This is a genomic window from Flavobacterium sp. 25HG05S-40, from assembly GCF_052654735.1.
Genome location: NZ_CP199750.1, coordinates 2,408,835 through 2,424,421 on the forward strand (window position 1 = coordinate 2,408,835; position 15,587 = coordinate 2,424,421).

Sequence of the window (15,587 nt, forward strand, 5' to 3'; positions counted from 1 at the left end):
CCTATAAATAAACGGTTGTTATGGAATTATTTGTAAAAAAAGATTCGGTGGTCAGAGAAATTTGGGGTAAAAGCGATACCGTGCTATTCATTTTTGCTGGTGCTTCTGCCGAATTTGCACTGAACAAGGCTGTTGATTGGCTCTATTTTACCGGAAAATTACCTGCGGATCCTTTGGGCAGATTGTTTTCTACGGTCAAGTATGCCCGACTGATTGTATTTTCGTCGATGGATAATGCTCATGCTTCCATCGATACACTGCGAAAAATACACGGTTCCGTTGAGGAAAGTCGGGGCGCATCCATTCCCGATTGGGCGTATCGTGATGTCTTGTTCATGTTGATTCATTACTCTATTGCTTCGTATGAACTTTTAGAAAGAAAACTAAGCATAACAGAAAAAGAGGAAGTCTTCGATGTCTTTTATCGCGTCGGAAAAAGAATGGGTTTAAAAGATTTACCGCTTACTTACACCGAATGGTTACTTGCTCGCGAAGTTCATTTGACCGAAAACCTTCAGGCAAGTAAATACACTTTTGATCTTTTCAAGCAATACAAAAAGCATTTGGGCATGCTGCGTTATGAAGTGTTGGTGGAAGCTCAAAAATTAGTAGTGCCCAAAACGGTCAAAAAGTTATTGTATCTGAACGATTTCTCTTTGCTTAGTCTAGCAGTACCTATTTATAAAATCAGTAGGCATATCCGGATGGATTGGTTTCTCAAATATATGCTTTTGCCAGCAGCGTATAAAACGCAAATAAAGGAAATTGATATTCATCCTAAATAATCAAAAAAGCCTGTTCAAAGGAACAGGCTTTTTTTATAAACTAAAATGCCACTGCTTATTTTTATCATACCAAAGTTGACCTTCGGAAACCGTCAGCGGACAATCAAAATTGTTCGTGTATAATCCTCCGGTTCCTAAACCTTGTGGCATCAAATTATTTTGTAAAAAAGTAAATTGTGCAATGGCGTTTAAACCCACATTACTTTCTAAGGCCGAAGTTATCCACCAACCTATATGGTTTTTTTCTGCCAACGAAATCCATTCGGAAGTGCCTCGAAATCCACCTACAAAACTAGGCTTCAAAACAATAAATTGCGGCTTGATTTTTAGAAGCAAATTTTCCTTTTCTTTTTTAGAAAAGACACCAATAAGCTCTTCATCTAAAGCTATAGGAATATTCGTGTTTTTACACAAGACTGACATCGTGTCAGTATGGTTTTTTTTAATTGGTTGCTCTATACTATGTAATTTAAAACCAGTTATTTGATTAATTTTATATAAAGCTTCATTTTCATCAAAAGCGCCATTGGCATCAACCCTGATTTCTATTGTTTTTTCGTCAAAATTACTTCGAATAAAACGCAACAAATCCATTTCTTTGTCAAAATCTATGGCTCCTATTTTCAATTTTAAACAGGTAAAACCCTGCTTGATTTTGTCTTCAATTTGGGCTTTCATAAAGGATTTTTCACCCATCCAAATGAGTCCGTTTATCGAAATGCTTTGGAGGTTATTTGTAAAATCTGAAGGAAATAAAACAAAAGGATTTTCACTTTTCAAGGAAAGAAAAGCCATTTCGATTCCGAATTGAATTGAGGGGAATTCAAGTAATGCTTCCCAAAGTTGCGCTTCACCAAGACGGATGTTTTGACAAACCCACTGCAATTTCTCTTCATAATCCGGTCGATCATCTGCACTCAATCCGCGAAGAATACCACACTCGCCTATGCCCTTTTTACCATCTTTTTCTAAAACAATAAACCAGGTTTCTTTATCGGTTAAAATGCCACGTGAAGTGCCTGAAGCTTGTTTAAAATGAAGAATATATTTGAAGTAAGTAGCTTTCATTTTAAAGCGAAATACTTTCCCCTATATCTAAAAGCATTAAATCTTTCCCGGCATCGAAGAATCGCTTTTTAGCATCATTGTGATCTATTACTATAAACCCAAAAGTATCAAAATGACAGCCTAGAATCTTATCACAATCTACAAAATCTGCAGCCATAATAGCATCTTCAACATCCATCGTAAAGCAGTTTCCTATTGGAAAAACCGCCAAATCAAGCTTGGTTCTCATAGGAATAAGCTTCATATCCATTGTTAGCCCTGTATCGCCCGAAATGTAGATGTTTTTGTGCTCACCTTCAATAACAAAACCTCCTGGATTTCCGCCGTATGTTCCATCAGAAAAAGAACTCGAATGTACTGCGGCAACATATTTTACTTTTCCAAAATCAAATTGCCAGCTTCCACCAATGTTCATGGGATGATGTTGCAACCCTTTGTTGCCAAAATACATAGCAATTTCCCAGTTTGAGATGATTACCGAGTTGTTGTTTTTAGCAATAGTTTCCACATCCAAAACATGGTCAAAATGAGCATGAGTAATGAGGATATAATCAGCTTTTAGAGTAGCAATATCAATATGTGCTGCTTTTTCATTTCCCGAAATAAAAGGATCTACCAAAAGGTGTTTCCCGCTGACTTCAATACCGAGGCAAGAATGTCCGTAAAAAGTAATTTTCATAAAAGAATATTTTAAATATAATTAACCAATAAATCAGAAACGAAAAATATCAAGCTCAACGCCAATAAGATAGCTAAGAAAAAAGTACTTAGTGCTAATTTTTTTAATTCGGGATCCAATAGTTTTGGATTTCTGTTTCTGCGAACATTCATTAAATGCGATGTCAATGGAAAATAGGCCGCTAAAAACAAATATTGGTCAAAATGAAATCCGTTCAAAAAAGCAAAAATAACCACCAAAATCATAGCAGAAAGAATCAAAAAGTAATGATACTGCTTTGCCCATGCACCACCTTTCTGAACTACAACCGTATTTTTTCCTGCTTTTCTATCGCTTTCCTCGTCACGCATATTGTTGAGATTCAACACACCGACACTCAAAAAACCTATTGCTGTTGCAGGCAATAATAACAACCAGTCAATTTGTTTTGAAAACATAAAATACACTCCGAAAGTACTTACCAAACCAAAGAAAATAAAAACGAAGACATCACCATAACCGCGATATCCATAAGCTCCTTGCCCAACCGTATACCGAATTGCCGAAGCAACGGCCAAAATACCTAAAAAGAAAAATATAAAGGAGTACAATAAATAACTTTCCTTAAAAGCATAGTAAATCAATAAACTAGCAAAACACAAAGTAATTATCGACGTAAGTATCATCGCATTCTTCATAGCAAAAGGCGTTATAGTGCCTTTTTGAATAGAACGTTTTGGCCCGACCCTATCCTCATTGTCAGTTCCTTTGATACCGTCACCATAATCATTGGCAAAATTGGACAATATCTGCAAGCCCAAAGTTGTCAATAACGCATAAAGAACGATGTTCCAGTTGAACATGGCTTGTGACATTGCATAAAAACTCCCAACAATAATTCCGGATACCGAAAGCGGTAATGTACGAACTCGTGCTGCTTCAACCCAGTGTTTCATTTTTTTAAACTTTAGGCTTTAAGCTTTAAACTATAGGCTTACTGCCTTTTGCTTAATGCTTATTGCAATTAATTATGGCAACCATTTTTTATCAAAATTTGGCTTCCTTTTTTCTAAAAACGCGTCTCTTCCTTCTTTGGCCTCATCAGTCATATAAGCCAATCTTGTAGCTTCACCAGCAAAGACCTGTTGTCCCACCATGCCATCATCCGTTAAATTCATGGCGAATTTCAGCATTTTTATCGATGTTGGTGACTTAGCCAAGATTTCTTGAGCCCATTCATAGGCTGTATTTTCAAGTTCTTCGTGCGGTATGACTGCATTTACCATACCCATGTCAAAAGCTTCCTGAGCCGAATAATTTCGACCTAAAAAGAAAATTTCGCGGGCTTTTTTCTGCCCCACCATTTTGGCCAAATATGCAGACCCGTAGCCACCATCAAAACTAGTAACATCGGCATCAGTCTGCTTGAAAATAGCGTGTTCTTTACTGGCCAATGTCAGATCACAAACTACATGCAGGCTGTGTCCACCTCCTACCGCCCAGCCCGGAACCACGCAGATAACCGCTTTTGGCATAAACCGAATTAACCGTTGCACATCCAAAATATTCAAACGATGATAACCATCGTCACCTACATAACCCTGATGCCCACGTGCTTTTTGATCACCACCGGAACAAAACGACCAAATACCATCTTTTGTGCTGGGCCCTTCTGCGGAAAGCAATACAACTCCAATAGAGGTGTCTTCCTGAGCATCATGAAATGCCTGTAATAATTCAGCTGTAGTTTTAGGCCGAAAGGCATTACGCACCTCTGGGCGATTGAAGGCTATTCGCGCAACACCATCGCACTTTTTATAGGTGATGTCTTCAAAATCCTTGACGGTCTTCCAATTAATTGAACTCATGTAAATGCTAAAAGTTGGTTAGATTCTATTTTAGCGTAAAAATAAAGTTTTTTTGCTGTTAACCGCAAAAACAAATGGTAATAGTTTTTTTGTTTTTATTTCTATATTTAGCACACCGAAACCAATTTTATGAAAAATTTTACCGCTAAAGAAAAACTTCAAATCTTATTCAGCTTCCCAGTTATCATTGCTTCTTTGGGCTATTTTGTAGATATTTATGATTTATTGCTTTTCGGAATTGTTAGAATTCAAAGTTTAAATGACTTAGGTTTAGATGCTGACAAAGTGGGTACTATGATTATCAATTGTCAAATGATTGGTATGGTTTTGGGCGGTATTTTATGGGGAATCTACGGCGATAAAAAAGGAAGACTTTCGGTTTTGTTTGGTTCGATTTTAGTCTACTCTTTAGCCAACATTGCTTGCGGATTTCTACCTCAAATCAATATTGCCGACAAAGCAACAACCTATGCTCTACTTCGATTTATAGCCGGAGTTGGTTTGGCTGGAGAATTAGGTGCCGGAATAACGTTGGTCTCGGAAACACTACCCAAAGAGTTACGTGCCATCGGATGTTCTATCATCGCCGGTTTTGGGGTTTTAGGAGCTGTTGTAGCACAGTTTACTGTAGAATTGGCCGGCAGTTGGACAACCGCTTACATTATTGGCGGAATATTGGGATTAGCGTTATTGGTACTCCGAATCAGCGTTGCCGAAAGTGGCATGTTTACCTCCGTAAAAGAAAACTCGGCAATAAAACGGGGCAACTTTTTCGCTTTCTTCACTTCTACAAGACTTTTTATCAAATACCTTAAATGCATTTTAATTGGCATTCCCATTTGGTATTGTATTGGTATTTTAGTCTTTATGGCCAACCAGTTTGCTCCCGAAATGGGCATCAAATCCATCGACCCAGGAAAAGCCATTATGTGGGCTTATATTGCGACTTCAGTTGGTGATTTTTCGAGCGGCTTTATCTCACATGCTTTTCGTTCCCGAAAGAAGACCATTTTAGCCATGCTCCTTTTTACTTTAATTGGTGTTGTTTTACTTCTTTTTAGCGGCAATAAAACCGAAAATATGTACTATTTCTATTGCGCTTGGATTGGTCTGGGATGTGGATTTTGGGCTATGTTTGTTACGGTATCCGCTGAGCAGTTTGGTACCAATTTGAGAAGTACCGCTACAACAAGCGTTCCGAATATGGTTCGCGGAACAGTTCCGATTATGCTTATTGGTTTTGATTATTTAAAACTATCCCAAACGGTCATTATGGCTGCAGCGATAGTTGGTTTAATTGCTTTTGGCTTGGGAATCTATGCAACACTGACCATCAGTGAAACCCATGACACCGATTTGGATTATGTAGAGTAAGTTTTAAATTCGTCGGGTTTTGTTCGACATTGTGCCGCTTAAAAGGGTGTTTTCCCGAAGAAGTACAGAACATGACTGCATCAAAATATTAAATATAAAAAGAGGCAGCTTAAAGCTGCCTCTTTTTATTATCAAATACTTCTTATTGCTTCAGCGAAGCCATATCAATTACAAATCGATACCGAACATCGCTTTTCTGCATTCTTTCATACGCTTCGTTGATATCCTGCATTTTGATTAATTCAATTTCGGAGACGATATTGTGTTTACCACAAAAATCAAGCATTTCCTGAGTTTCGGCAATACCACCAATTAAGGACGCAGCTACCGATTTTCTGCCCATAATCATCGGAACAGTATTCAAAATCGGATCCAATCCGCCTAAATACCCCACAATTACGATAGTACCACTAATTCCCAAAGTGGCTATATACGGATTAACATCGTGGACATAAGGTATGGTATCAATAATAACATCAAATTTTCCGGCAACCGAGTTCATTTGATTTTCATCCGTAGAAATAACAACCGCATCCGCTCCTAACTCTAAAGCATCTTTTTCTTTGCCTGGTGTTCTGGAAAACAAGGTAACTTCTGCACCCAATCCTTTAGCCAATTTGATAGCCATGTGACCTAATCCGCCCAAGCCTACTACGGCAACTTTACTTCCTTTACCTACATTCCAATGGCGCAAAGGCGACCAAGTTGTAATTCCGGCACACAATAACGGTGCTGTTGCGGCTAAGTCTAAATTCGCCGGCACTTTTAAAACGAAATCTTCATCGACTACAATTTTTTCAGAATATCCGCCGTGGGTAAATCCGCCTAAATGTTTGTCTTGTCCACCATAGGTTCCCACCCATCCGTTTAAGCAATATTGTTCTAAATCTTGTTCACAACTCTTGCAAGTGCGGCACGAATCTACTAAACAGCCAACTGCAGCAAAATCTCCGACTTTCAATTTGGTTGTTGCACTACCTACTTTGGTTACTTTACCTACTATTTCGTGACCCGGAACTACCGGATACGTTGTAAATCCCCAGTCATTTCTGGCCGTATGTAAATCAGAGTGGCAAACACCACAATACATAATTTCGATTTCAATATCTTTTGCCAAAACTTCACGGCGTTCAATATTCATTTCTTTCAGTGGTGCATCTGTTGCCTGTGCACCGTAAGCTTTTACGTTAGTTGTTGTCATTGTTGTTTTTGTTTTATTTTATCAGACCTTAAAATTAGGCATTTCCTATGTGCAAACGGCATAAACATTTGCTAAAATTATGTAACGCTTTTCCATTCGGTAATAAGGAATTTTACACTTTAATCTCAACCCTATGAAAAAGTACATTCTTATTATCAGCTTATGTTTGTTTGTCGCTTCCTGCAAAGAAGAAAAAACAGTCCTTACCAAAAGCAAAAAAGCCATCCCAACGCGAGTGAAGCCTAAATCTGTCAGCTATACTTTTGAAAAAACGAAAGAATGGTTGACCACCACACAGGACAGCAGCAAAATCCGTTTGGTCTTAGCGGCTAACAGAACCGACAAAGCGAATATTGTCAAAATGGATTCTATTATCGTTCCCAATGACTTAAACGTAGACTTGGCGTATTACTTACCGTTTCCCTTCAAAGTAGCAGCCCTGAATGCGGTTAGCAAAATAATCTTCTTTTCGTATGCTACTCAAACTTTCGCTGCTTACGAATACGGAGATTTGATTAGAACAGGACCAACCAATATGGGTCGAAAAGCCGACAAAACGCCGACCGGATTATTTTTTACCAACTGGAAAGCCGAAAAAACCACCAGTACATTTAACGATGAGTGGGATTTAAAATGGAACTTCAATGTTGAAAACAAATTAGGTGTTGGTTGGCATCAATACGAATTACCGGGTTATCCTGCTTCCCATTCTTGTCTCCGTCTTTCGGAAAGAGATGCCAAATATCTTTACGATTGGGCTGACCAATGGGTTTTATTAAACGACCAAACCGTCAAACTTAAAGGAACTCCAGTGCTTGTTTTTGGCAGTTATGACTTTGACGCTCCAAAACCATGGTATCAATTGGTTACAGATGCGAAAGCACTTAATTTCACCGTTGCAGACATTGAAAAAGTAACTAAACAATTTCTGTCAAAAATAATAGAAGAACAGACGAAAAGAAATACTTCTGAATAAATCTGAACCTGTTATTAAAAATGATTTGTTCGTATTCTGTTAGGGTTTATGCTACTATGACAGGCCTTTTTTCGAACAAAGTCCGAACGAGTACAAAACAAACCTACTAGCTGGGTAAAGCATCGTTTCTTAAAATCATACTTCAATTGAAAACAAAAGAGTATCTTTAGACAATTGTGATTCAGATGAATAAAAAAACAGCCAAAAATACTACTACTCAAATACCTCCAAAAGGAATAGTACACGATAGTGCAGCGTTGCTCGTAGCCAATAAAAATCTGGCATTACAAATTGAAAATAATGAAAAACGGGCTGCCGAATTAGTGATTGCCAATACCGAGCTGGCCTTTCAGAACACTGAAAAAGAAAATCGTGCTGCCGAATTGGCTATCGCAATTACCGAACTTGCTTTTCAAAATTCTGAAAAAGAAGACCGGGCAGCTGAATTGATTGTTGCCAATACGGAGTTAATCTATCAAAATGCGGAAAAGGAAAAACGTGCTGCGGAACTCGTAATTGCCAATACAGAACTTGCCTTTCAAAACATCGAAAAAGAAAACCGCGCTGCCGAATTGGTCATTGCTAACACCGAACTTTTATATCAGAATACTGAAAAGGAAAAGCGAGCCGCAGAACTAGTGATTGCTAATACAGAGCTGGCCTTTCAAAACAAGGAAAAAGAAAACCGTGCTGCCGAATTGGTCATTGCCAACACCGAACTTGCCTTTCAAAACAGTGAAAAAGAAAACCGTGCTGCCGAATTGGTAATCGCTAACACGGAACTTATTTATCAAAATAAAGAAAAAGAAAGCCGTGCTGCCGAATTGCTCCTTGCCAATAAAGAGCTTGAATCTTTTGCGTTTATCTCAAGTCATGATTTGCAGGAGCCTTTAAGAAAAATACAAACTTTTACCAGCCGTATCTTAGCCGACGAATCTGAAAGCCTGACAGAAAAAGGCAAATATTCTTTTGACCGCATCCAACATTCAGCATTGCGCATGCAAACCCTTATTCAAGATCTACTGGTGTATTCGCGCACTACAGCTAGTGAACGAACGTTTGAAAAAAGCGATCTGAATATCATAATTAAGGAAGTGATGGAAACCTTAAAGGAGGAGTTGTTAGAAAAAAAGGCTGTCGTTGAATTGCTCGATTTGGGAGAAGTGACCATCATTCCCTTCCAATTTCGGCAGTTGTTGCAAAATCTTATAACCAATTCTTTGAAGTTCAAAAAACCGGAAGAATCTCCACGCATCACAATAAAAGGCAATCACATCAAGTATGATGAATCCATGACATTCCTCCAAATTCAAGGGGATCACTATCACATTGAATTTAGTGATTATGGTATTGGATTTGAATCCGATTATAAAGAAAGGATTTTTGAACTTTTCCAACGACTGCACACAAGGGAAGAGTTTGAAGGCACAGGCATTGGACTCACTATAGTTAAAAAGATTGTGAACAACCACAACGGTGTTATTTCAGCTAAAGCACAACCGGGAAAAGGGGCACAATTTGACATCTACATTCCAATGTAAACAATTGCCATTCGGTTTCTCTATCTGCTAATAAGAAAACTGGATTCCAAAGCTACCATCTTCGATATACATTCTTTATCTTTGCAATGAAAATTTCAATTATGGAATCTGTTATTGACACAAATTTGCCAGTAGGAAAGCCAAAATGGCTCAAAGTAAAACTCCCTATCGGGCAAAAATATACCGAACTTCGTGGCCTTGTAGATAAATACAAGCTCAACACCATTTGCACCTCTGGAAGTTGCCCTAATATGGGTGAATGTTGGGGAGAAGGGACTGCCACTTTTATGATTTTAGGAAATATCTGCACGCGTTCCTGTGGGTTTTGTGGCGTAAAAACCGGAAGACCCGAAACGGTGGATTGGGATGAACCCGAAAAAGTAGCGCGTTCTATCAAAATCATGAACATTAAACACGCTGTAATTACAAGTGTCGACCGAGATGATTTGAAGGACATGGGTTCTATCATTTGGCTCGAAACCGTTCAGGCAATCCGCAGAATGAATCCCACCACAACTTTAGAAACTTTGATTCCGGATTTTCAAGGTGTAGAAAGAATAATTGACCGAATTGTAGAAGCCAATCCGGAAGTGGTATCTCACAATGTAGAAACCGTTCGACGTTTGACACGTGAAGTGCGAATACAAGCAAAGTATGACCGTAGTTTAGCTGTTTTGAAATACTTAAAAGCGCAAGGTATCAAAAGAACCAAATCGGGTATCATGTTAGGTCTTGGCGAAACTGAAGAAGAAGTTATTCAGACTATGCGAGATCTTCGCGACAATGACGTTGATATTGTAACGATTGGTCAATACTTGCAACCCAGCAAAAAACATTTACCGGTAAAAGAATACATTACTCCGGAACAATTCGAAAAATACGAGAAGTTAGGCAAAGCAATGGGTTTCCGTCATGTAGAAAGTGGTGCTTTGGTGCGTTCTTCTTATCATGCTGAAAAACACATATTGTAAAAAGGTTATAAGGGTTATTACGTTTATTAGGGTTATTATATTCTTTTAAACCACATAAACCTTATAAACATCATCCACTCATAAATGAAAACTCAAATTGCCATTAACGGTTTTGGACGTATCGGAAGAAATCTTTTTCGATTACTGCTGCATCATCCTATGATAGAAGTTGTTGCTATAAATGATATAGCCGACACTAAAACGATGGCACATTTGATAAAATACGACAGTATTCATGGTGTTTTGCCTTTTGCCGTTTCCTATGATGACCAATCGATTATTATTGATGGAAAACCCTATTTGTTTTATCACGAAAAAGAAATCAGCAATCTGAAATGGAACGCTGTTGATTTCGTAATCGAAAGTACCGGAAAGTACAAAACCTTCGAAGATATCTATAAACACATTGAAGCCGGAGCTCAAAAAGTGATACTTTCAGCACCTTCAGAAGTGCCCGAAATAAAAACGGTTGTTCTTGGTGTTAACGAAAGCATATTGGACGGAAGCGAAAAAATAGTTTCTAATGCCAGCTGTACCACCAATAATGCCGCACCGATGATTAAAATAATCAACGAACTTTGTGGCATTGAACAAGCTTACATTACTACAGTACACTCTTATACCACAGATCAAAGCCTTCACGACCAACCTCACAAGGATTTGCGTCGTGCCCGAGGAGCCAGCCAATCGATTGTTCCGACAACTACAGGCGCAGCCAAAGCACTGACAAAGATCTTTCCGGAAATGGAAGGAAAAATTGGCGGAAGCGGCATTCGTGTTCCTGTTCCCGACGGTTCCTTAACCGATATTACGTGTTACGTTAAAAAAGAAGTTTCTATTGCGGAAATAAATACTGCTTTTCAAGAGGCTGCTGCCACTAATTTTAAGGGAATTCTGGATTATACCGAAGATCCTATAGTTTCTGTTGATATTATTGGCAATAGACATTCTTGTCTTTTTGATGCCCAACTTACCTCTGTGATTGGGAAAATGGTTAAAGTTGTCGGGTGGTATGATAATGAAATTGGATATTCGTCCCGAATTATTGACCTAATTCTTTTGTTAAGAAAATAATTTAACTATTTTTAACGTACTTAATTTTTTATTTGACACGTTAAATGAAATGGATTTGGATATTCCTATGTATGCCTATTGTCCTTTTTGGACAAAGAAGATCAACAAAAAAAGTTGACAGCACAGCCTATTTCATCCAGTTAGCACAATTTAATAAAAAAACCGACAATTATAAATCGTCGTTAGCATTCTCACAAAAAGCGTATAATTATGCCATGTCTAAAAATGACATAAAAGGTCAGGGTAATGCCTTATTCTCATTAGGAACGACCTATTTTGAATTGAAGAAAATGAATGATGCTATAGAAACCTTTAGCAAATGTGCTGATGCCTTCAGTCAATTAGCACCCTCTACCGATTATGCTTTATGTTATTATTATATTGGACTTTCTTACATGAATTTGGAAGAGTTTTCCAAAGCTGAAATTAATTTTGATAAAGCACAATCCATTTATAACCTACTCAAAATCGATACGTCGCAATTTTTGAATCTGCAAAAAGGCATTTTATACAAGAATAATGGCAAAACCGAATTGGCTACCAAGCTCTTTAATGTCATCATATCTAAAGACGATTCCAAAGATATTTTCAAAACTAAGGCTGAAGCGTTATACCAATTAGGAACTATCGAGGAAAATCTAAATCATAATAACTTAGCCGTTAACTACCTTAATCGTGCTTTAACCTTGAGTTCCAAAGACCAAAATCTAGATCAGAAATCAAAAATTTTATTAGAGTTAAGCATTACGTATGAAAAGCTATTGGATTTGAAAAAATCGTATAACTTTCTGAAAGCGCATTTGGAGCTGAAGGATAGCATTTCGCATCTCAACAATAAAAAATTGGATGTCAATGATTATGTCGACTTCAAGGAAAGCGAGCGTTTGAAAGAAATTGATCAGATGACTAAAGAGAACGTAGCACAGCAAAAGACCAACAAATTTGCCAAACTAATCAGTATTCTGGCTATTGCATTAATTACGATTTTATCTTTACTGAGTTTGTCTTTATATAAAAACAACATCATCAGAACACAATCGAATAACACCTTAAAGGAGAAAAATTTCGAATTGCAGATTGCCAAAGATAACGCCGAAAAAGCGTCAAAAGCGCGAGCCGAATTCTTGTCTACCGTGAGTCACGAGCTTCGGACACCGCTGAATGCCATCAACGGAATTACCCATTTACTGATAGAAGACAATCCGAAGGAAAACCAATTACACTATCTGAATTCGTTGAAATTCTCGGGCAATTATCTGTTGACCTTTATCAATGAAATTCTCGAAATCAACCGCATCGAATCGAATAACATCGAAATTGAATACATCGATTTTAACATCAAGCAGCTTTTATTGGATATTAAAAACTCCATGACCGAAATCGCTGCCAATAATAACAACCAATTTTTGTTGGAAATTGATGACAATGTTCCCGAAATGCTATTGGGCGATCCGACTAAATTATCTCAGATATTCATAAATCTGATCAATAATGCTCTGAAATTCACCAAAAACGGTGAAGTGAAAGTAATTGCGAAAGTGGTGGAAACCGGTGACGATTTTACCCGAATCAATTTTGCAGTAAGCGATACGGGAATCGGAATTCCCGAAGACAAGCAGGAAACTATTTTTGAAAGCTTTTCTCAAGGTTCGATTGAAATCAACAGAAAATACGGCGGCACTGGTTTAGGTCTTACGATTGTTAAGAAAATCGTAGATTTATTAGGTGGTGAAATCAATCTAAATAGCGAAGTTGGCGCTGGAACTACTTTTGACTTCGAATTGAATCTTTTCAACGGCACCAAAGAAATCGTTTTTGAAAAAGAGCAGTTATATTCGGATGAGGTTTTAAAAGACAAAAACATTTTGGTGGTGGAAGACAATAAAATCAACCAAATGGTGACAAAAAAAATGCTCGAAAAGAAAGACATTAAGTGCTTCATCATTGATAATGGCGAAGAAGCTGTGGAAATTCTAAGTAAAGAAAATCACTTTGATTTGGTATTGATGGATGTGCATTTACCGGGCATCAACGGAACCATTGCCACACAGAAAGTCCGCGAATTCGATACCACAAAACCAATCATTGCCCTAACTGCTATTTCATTAAATGAAAACAGGGAAATGCTGTTATCGTTTGGCATGACCGACGTGATCACCAAACCATTTGAACCCGAAAATTTCTATAGAGTAATTGCTAATAATTTAGCCTAAAACTGAAGAATTAATTCTTTAATTACTTTTCTAACGTGAGGCTCTGCTTTGGCTGCTGCTTTTAAGACTTCTTCATGGCTTACTTCTTCCATGCTCGCTTCAACATCGCCCATATCAGTAATAACCGAAAGTCCGAAACACTCCACTCCCATGTGACGAGCAACTATAACTTCGGGAACTGTCGACATTCCGACACAATCAGCACCCAATATTTTTACCATTTTATATTCGGCGAAAGTCTCAAAGGTTGGGCCTTGTAAACCAAGATACACACCTTCATGAACCGTAATACCATTTTCAGCAGCAATCGATTTTGCTTTGGTAATCATCGCTTTGTTGTAGGCCTCGTTCATGTTTAAGAAACGTGGTCCAAAACGCTCGTCATTTTTGCCGCGTAAAGGATGTTCCGGAAACATATTGACATGATCTTTAATAATCACAACAGATCCTACTTCATAATCCGAATTAACGCCACCTGAAGCGTTCGAAACAATCAGTTTGTCAATGCCAAGGTATTTCATCACACGAACCGGAAAAGTAACCTGCTTCATGTCATAGCCTTCATAAAAATGGAAACGTCCTTGCATCGCCATCACTTTTTTATCGCCAATAGTTCCGAAAACCAAAGCGCCTTTATGACCTTGAACCGTCGATACTGGAAAGTTAGGTATTTCGTTGTAAGGTAAGGTAAATTCAATGTTGATGTCTTCCGTAAAACTTCCTAGTCCTGAACCGAGGATGATTCCATATTCCGGAGTGTAGTTAGTTTTACTTTTTATATAGTTAACGGTTTCTTGTACAAGTTCCCACATAGTTTAAAATAATTTGGTCAAAAGCTTCCTGATTTATCAGGAATTCGCTCTTTATTGGTAAATAGTATACTGGTGCATTTAAAATTTTAGCCTTCAAACGTACAAAATCTTTTTCAGTTGTGATGATGATTTTTGCATCAGATTTGCTTTTGATGTTGAGAATATCGCTTTCGCTAAAAGAATGATGATCGGGAAAGGTTACTATTTCATCGGCATCGGAACGCAAATAATCAAAGAAAGGTCCGGGTTTGGCAATGCCGGCCAATAATACTTTGGAAATTGCTTTTATCTCATGGACAGGCTTACTTTCGGTTTCGTTATAGATGTTATCATCGTACCTTACCGTGCTAAAGAAAATAGGCAGATTCAAATTAATTGCCTTCTTAATGTTCTCTTGTTCCGATTTTGTGATTGCTGGCGGACATTTGGTTACAATAATAATATGAGCTCTTTTGGCTCCGCTTCTGCTTTCGCGAAGGTTACCTGTAGGTAGCACAAAATCATTACAAAACAAATCATCATACGACGTCAGTAAAATATATAATCCCGCTTTGACTTTACGGTGCTGAAAGGCATCGTCTAGTAAAATAACATCAGGGGTTTCTTTTTGTTTTATTAGTTGTGTTATACCATTGCGTCTATCAGCGTCGACAGCCACTTGAATATTGGAAAATTTAGTGTAATACTGAAAGGGTTCGTCTCCTATAGTTGCCGCAGTAGCATTGGTATCAGCCAAAATAAAACCTTCGGATTCTCGTTTGTAACCCCGACTTAAAGTAGCCACTTTATAGTTAGGAGACAATAACCGAATTAAATACTCAATCTGAGGTGTTTTGCCCGTTCCGCCTACGCTTAAATTCCCAACCACAATCACCGGAACATCGAAAGAATAGGATTTTAAAATACCCCTATCATAAAGATAATTTCTTAACGAAGTGATAAAACCATATAGAATGGCAAAAGGAAAGAGTAATTTTCGCAACAAATTCATCTAACAAATATAAAAATATAAGCTGCGAATACACAAATGTTTTTATAATTTTGGT

Annotated in this window: 14 protein-coding genes; 7 read left to right on the forward strand and 7 right to left on the reverse strand. The window is 37.8% G+C overall.

Annotated elements, in window-relative coordinates:
• The first annotated feature begins 20 nt into the window (after positions 1-20).
• Positions 21-785, forward strand: a complete 765-nt coding sequence (locus tag ACULEU_RS10440) for an oxygenase MpaB family protein (protein ID WP_445452530.1) — start codon at positions 21-23, stop codon at positions 783-785.
• A 33-nt stretch (positions 786-818) separates the two neighbouring features.
• On the opposite strand, the gene ACULEU_RS10445 is transcribed toward ACULEU_RS10440, so the two are convergent.
• The 4 genes from ACULEU_RS10445 to ACULEU_RS10460 all read right to left on the reverse strand — a co-directional run bounded on the left by ACULEU_RS10445 (position 819) and on the right by ACULEU_RS10460 (position 4,379).
• Entirely contained in the window at positions 819-1,853 is a 1,035-nt protein-coding gene (locus ACULEU_RS10445) for an o-succinylbenzoate synthase (RefSeq protein ID WP_445452531.1), read from the reverse strand.
• A gap of 1 nt (position 1,854) precedes the next feature.
• Positions 1,855-2,532, reverse strand: coding sequence for a metal-dependent hydrolase (locus tag ACULEU_RS10450; protein WP_445452532.1), 678 nt, complete (start codon positions 2,530-2,532; stop codon positions 1,855-1,857).
• An 11-nt stretch (positions 2,533-2,543) separates the two neighbouring features.
• Complete coding sequence (gene menA / locus ACULEU_RS10455; RefSeq protein WP_445452533.1) at positions 2,544-3,467, reverse strand: 1,4-dihydroxy-2-naphthoate octaprenyltransferase; 924 nt, start codon at positions 3,465-3,467, stop codon at positions 2,544-2,546.
• A 72-nt stretch (positions 3,468-3,539) separates the two neighbouring features.
• Positions 3,540-4,379, reverse strand: coding sequence for a 1,4-dihydroxy-2-naphthoyl-CoA synthase (locus tag ACULEU_RS10460; protein WP_445452534.1), 840 nt, complete (start codon positions 4,377-4,379; stop codon positions 3,540-3,542).
• Positions 4,380-4,508: 129 nt separating this feature from the next.
• Here ACULEU_RS10460 and ACULEU_RS10465 point away from each other — a divergent pair, with 129 nt between their 5' ends.
• A complete protein-coding gene (locus tag ACULEU_RS10465) occupies positions 4,509-5,753 on the forward strand; it encodes an MFS transporter (RefSeq protein ID WP_445452535.1) in 1,245 nt (414 codons plus the stop codon).
• A gap of 142 nt (positions 5,754-5,895) precedes the next feature.
• Here ACULEU_RS10465 and ACULEU_RS10470 read toward each other — a convergent pair whose 3' ends face one another.
• Positions 5,896-6,954, reverse strand: a complete 1,059-nt coding sequence (locus ACULEU_RS10470; protein ID WP_445452536.1) for an NAD(P)-dependent alcohol dehydrogenase — start codon at positions 6,952-6,954, stop codon at positions 5,896-5,898.
• Between the two features lie 133 nt (positions 6,955-7,087).
• Here ACULEU_RS10470 and ACULEU_RS10475 point away from each other — a divergent pair, with 133 nt between their 5' ends.
• The 5 genes from ACULEU_RS10475 (at position 7,088) to ACULEU_RS10495 (ending at position 13,729) form a co-directional block, all read left to right on the forward strand.
• Complete coding sequence (locus ACULEU_RS10475; protein WP_445452537.1) at positions 7,088-7,930, forward strand: L,D-transpeptidase; 843 nt, start codon at positions 7,088-7,090, stop codon at positions 7,928-7,930.
• Between the two features lie 185 nt (positions 7,931-8,115).
• Positions 8,116-9,471: a sensor histidine kinase gene (locus ACULEU_RS10480; RefSeq protein WP_445452538.1), complete on the forward strand. Its 1,356-nt coding sequence runs from the start codon at positions 8,116-8,118 to the stop codon at positions 9,469-9,471.
• Between the two features lie 101 nt (positions 9,472-9,572).
• Positions 9,573-10,442: a lipoyl synthase gene (gene lipA, locus ACULEU_RS10485; protein ID WP_445452539.1), complete on the forward strand. Its 870-nt coding sequence runs from the start codon at positions 9,573-9,575 to the stop codon at positions 10,440-10,442.
• An 84-nt stretch (positions 10,443-10,526) separates the two neighbouring features.
• A complete protein-coding gene (gene gap / locus ACULEU_RS10490; protein WP_445452540.1) occupies positions 10,527-11,516 on the forward strand; it encodes a type I glyceraldehyde-3-phosphate dehydrogenase in 990 nt (329 codons plus the stop codon).
• 44 nt (positions 11,517-11,560) lie between these two features.
• On the forward strand, positions 11,561-13,729 hold the full coding sequence (locus ACULEU_RS10495) for an ATP-binding protein (RefSeq protein ID WP_445452541.1): 2,169 nt from the start codon (positions 11,561-11,563) through the stop codon (positions 13,727-13,729).
• Here ACULEU_RS10495 and ACULEU_RS10500 read toward each other — a convergent pair.
• Together ACULEU_RS10500 and lpxK are read right to left on the reverse strand one after the other, a co-directional pair.
• Positions 13,726-14,541, reverse strand: coding sequence for a purine-nucleoside phosphorylase (locus ACULEU_RS10500; RefSeq protein WP_445452542.1), 816 nt, complete (start codon positions 14,539-14,541; stop codon positions 13,726-13,728). The genes ACULEU_RS10495 and ACULEU_RS10500 overlap by 4 nt on opposite strands.
• A complete protein-coding gene (lpxK, locus tag ACULEU_RS10505) occupies positions 14,513-15,532 on the reverse strand; it encodes a tetraacyldisaccharide 4'-kinase (RefSeq protein ID WP_445452543.1) in 1,020 nt (339 codons plus the stop codon). The genes ACULEU_RS10500 and lpxK overlap by 29 nt, the downstream gene beginning before the upstream one ends.
• Between the last annotated feature and the right edge of the window lie 55 nt (positions 15,533-15,587).

Excerpts from the sequence above, each read along its gene's own strand:
- ACULEU_RS10450 (WP_445452532.1), bottom strand. The coding sequence starts at position 2,532 with ATGAAAATTACTTTTTACGGACATTCTTGCCTCGGTATTGAAGTCAGC.
- ACULEU_RS10445 (WP_445452531.1), bottom strand. The coding sequence starts at position 1,853 with ATGAAAGCTACTTACTTCAAATATATTCTTCATTTTAAACAAGCTTCA.
- ACULEU_RS10475 (WP_445452537.1), top strand. The coding sequence starts at position 7,088 with ATGAAAAAGTACATTCTTATTATCAGCTTATGTTTGTTTGTCGCTTCC.
- ACULEU_RS10470 (WP_445452536.1), bottom strand. The coding sequence starts at position 6,954 with ATGACAACAACTAACGTAAAAGCTTACGGTGCACAGGCAACAGATGCA.
- lipA (WP_445452539.1), top strand. The coding sequence starts at position 9,573 with ATGGAATCTGTTATTGACACAAATTTGCCAGTAGGAAAGCCAAAATGG.
- menA (WP_445452533.1), bottom strand. The coding sequence starts at position 3,467 with ATGAAACACTGGGTTGAAGCAGCACGAGTTCGTACATTACCGCTTTCG.
- gap (WP_445452540.1), top strand. The coding sequence starts at position 10,527 with ATGAAAACTCAAATTGCCATTAACGGTTTTGGACGTATCGGAAGAAAT.
- ACULEU_RS10440 (WP_445452530.1), top strand. The coding sequence starts at position 21 with ATGGAATTATTTGTAAAAAAAGATTCGGTGGTCAGAGAAATTTGGGGT.
- lpxK (WP_445452543.1), bottom strand. The coding sequence starts at position 15,532 with ATGAATTTGTTGCGAAAATTACTCTTTCCTTTTGCCATTCTATATGGT.
- ACULEU_RS10465 (WP_445452535.1), top strand. The coding sequence starts at position 4,509 with ATGAAAAATTTTACCGCTAAAGAAAAACTTCAAATCTTATTCAGCTTC.
- ACULEU_RS10480 (WP_445452538.1), top strand. The coding sequence starts at position 8,116 with ATGAATAAAAAAACAGCCAAAAATACTACTACTCAAATACCTCCAAAA.
- ACULEU_RS10460 (WP_445452534.1), bottom strand. The coding sequence starts at position 4,379 with ATGAGTTCAATTAATTGGAAGACCGTCAAGGATTTTGAAGACATCACC.
- ACULEU_RS10500 (WP_445452542.1), bottom strand. The coding sequence starts at position 14,541 with ATGTGGGAACTTGTACAAGAAACCGTTAACTATATAAAAAGTAAAACT.
- ACULEU_RS10495 (WP_445452541.1), top strand. The coding sequence starts at position 11,561 with ATGAAATGGATTTGGATATTCCTATGTATGCCTATTGTCCTTTTTGGA.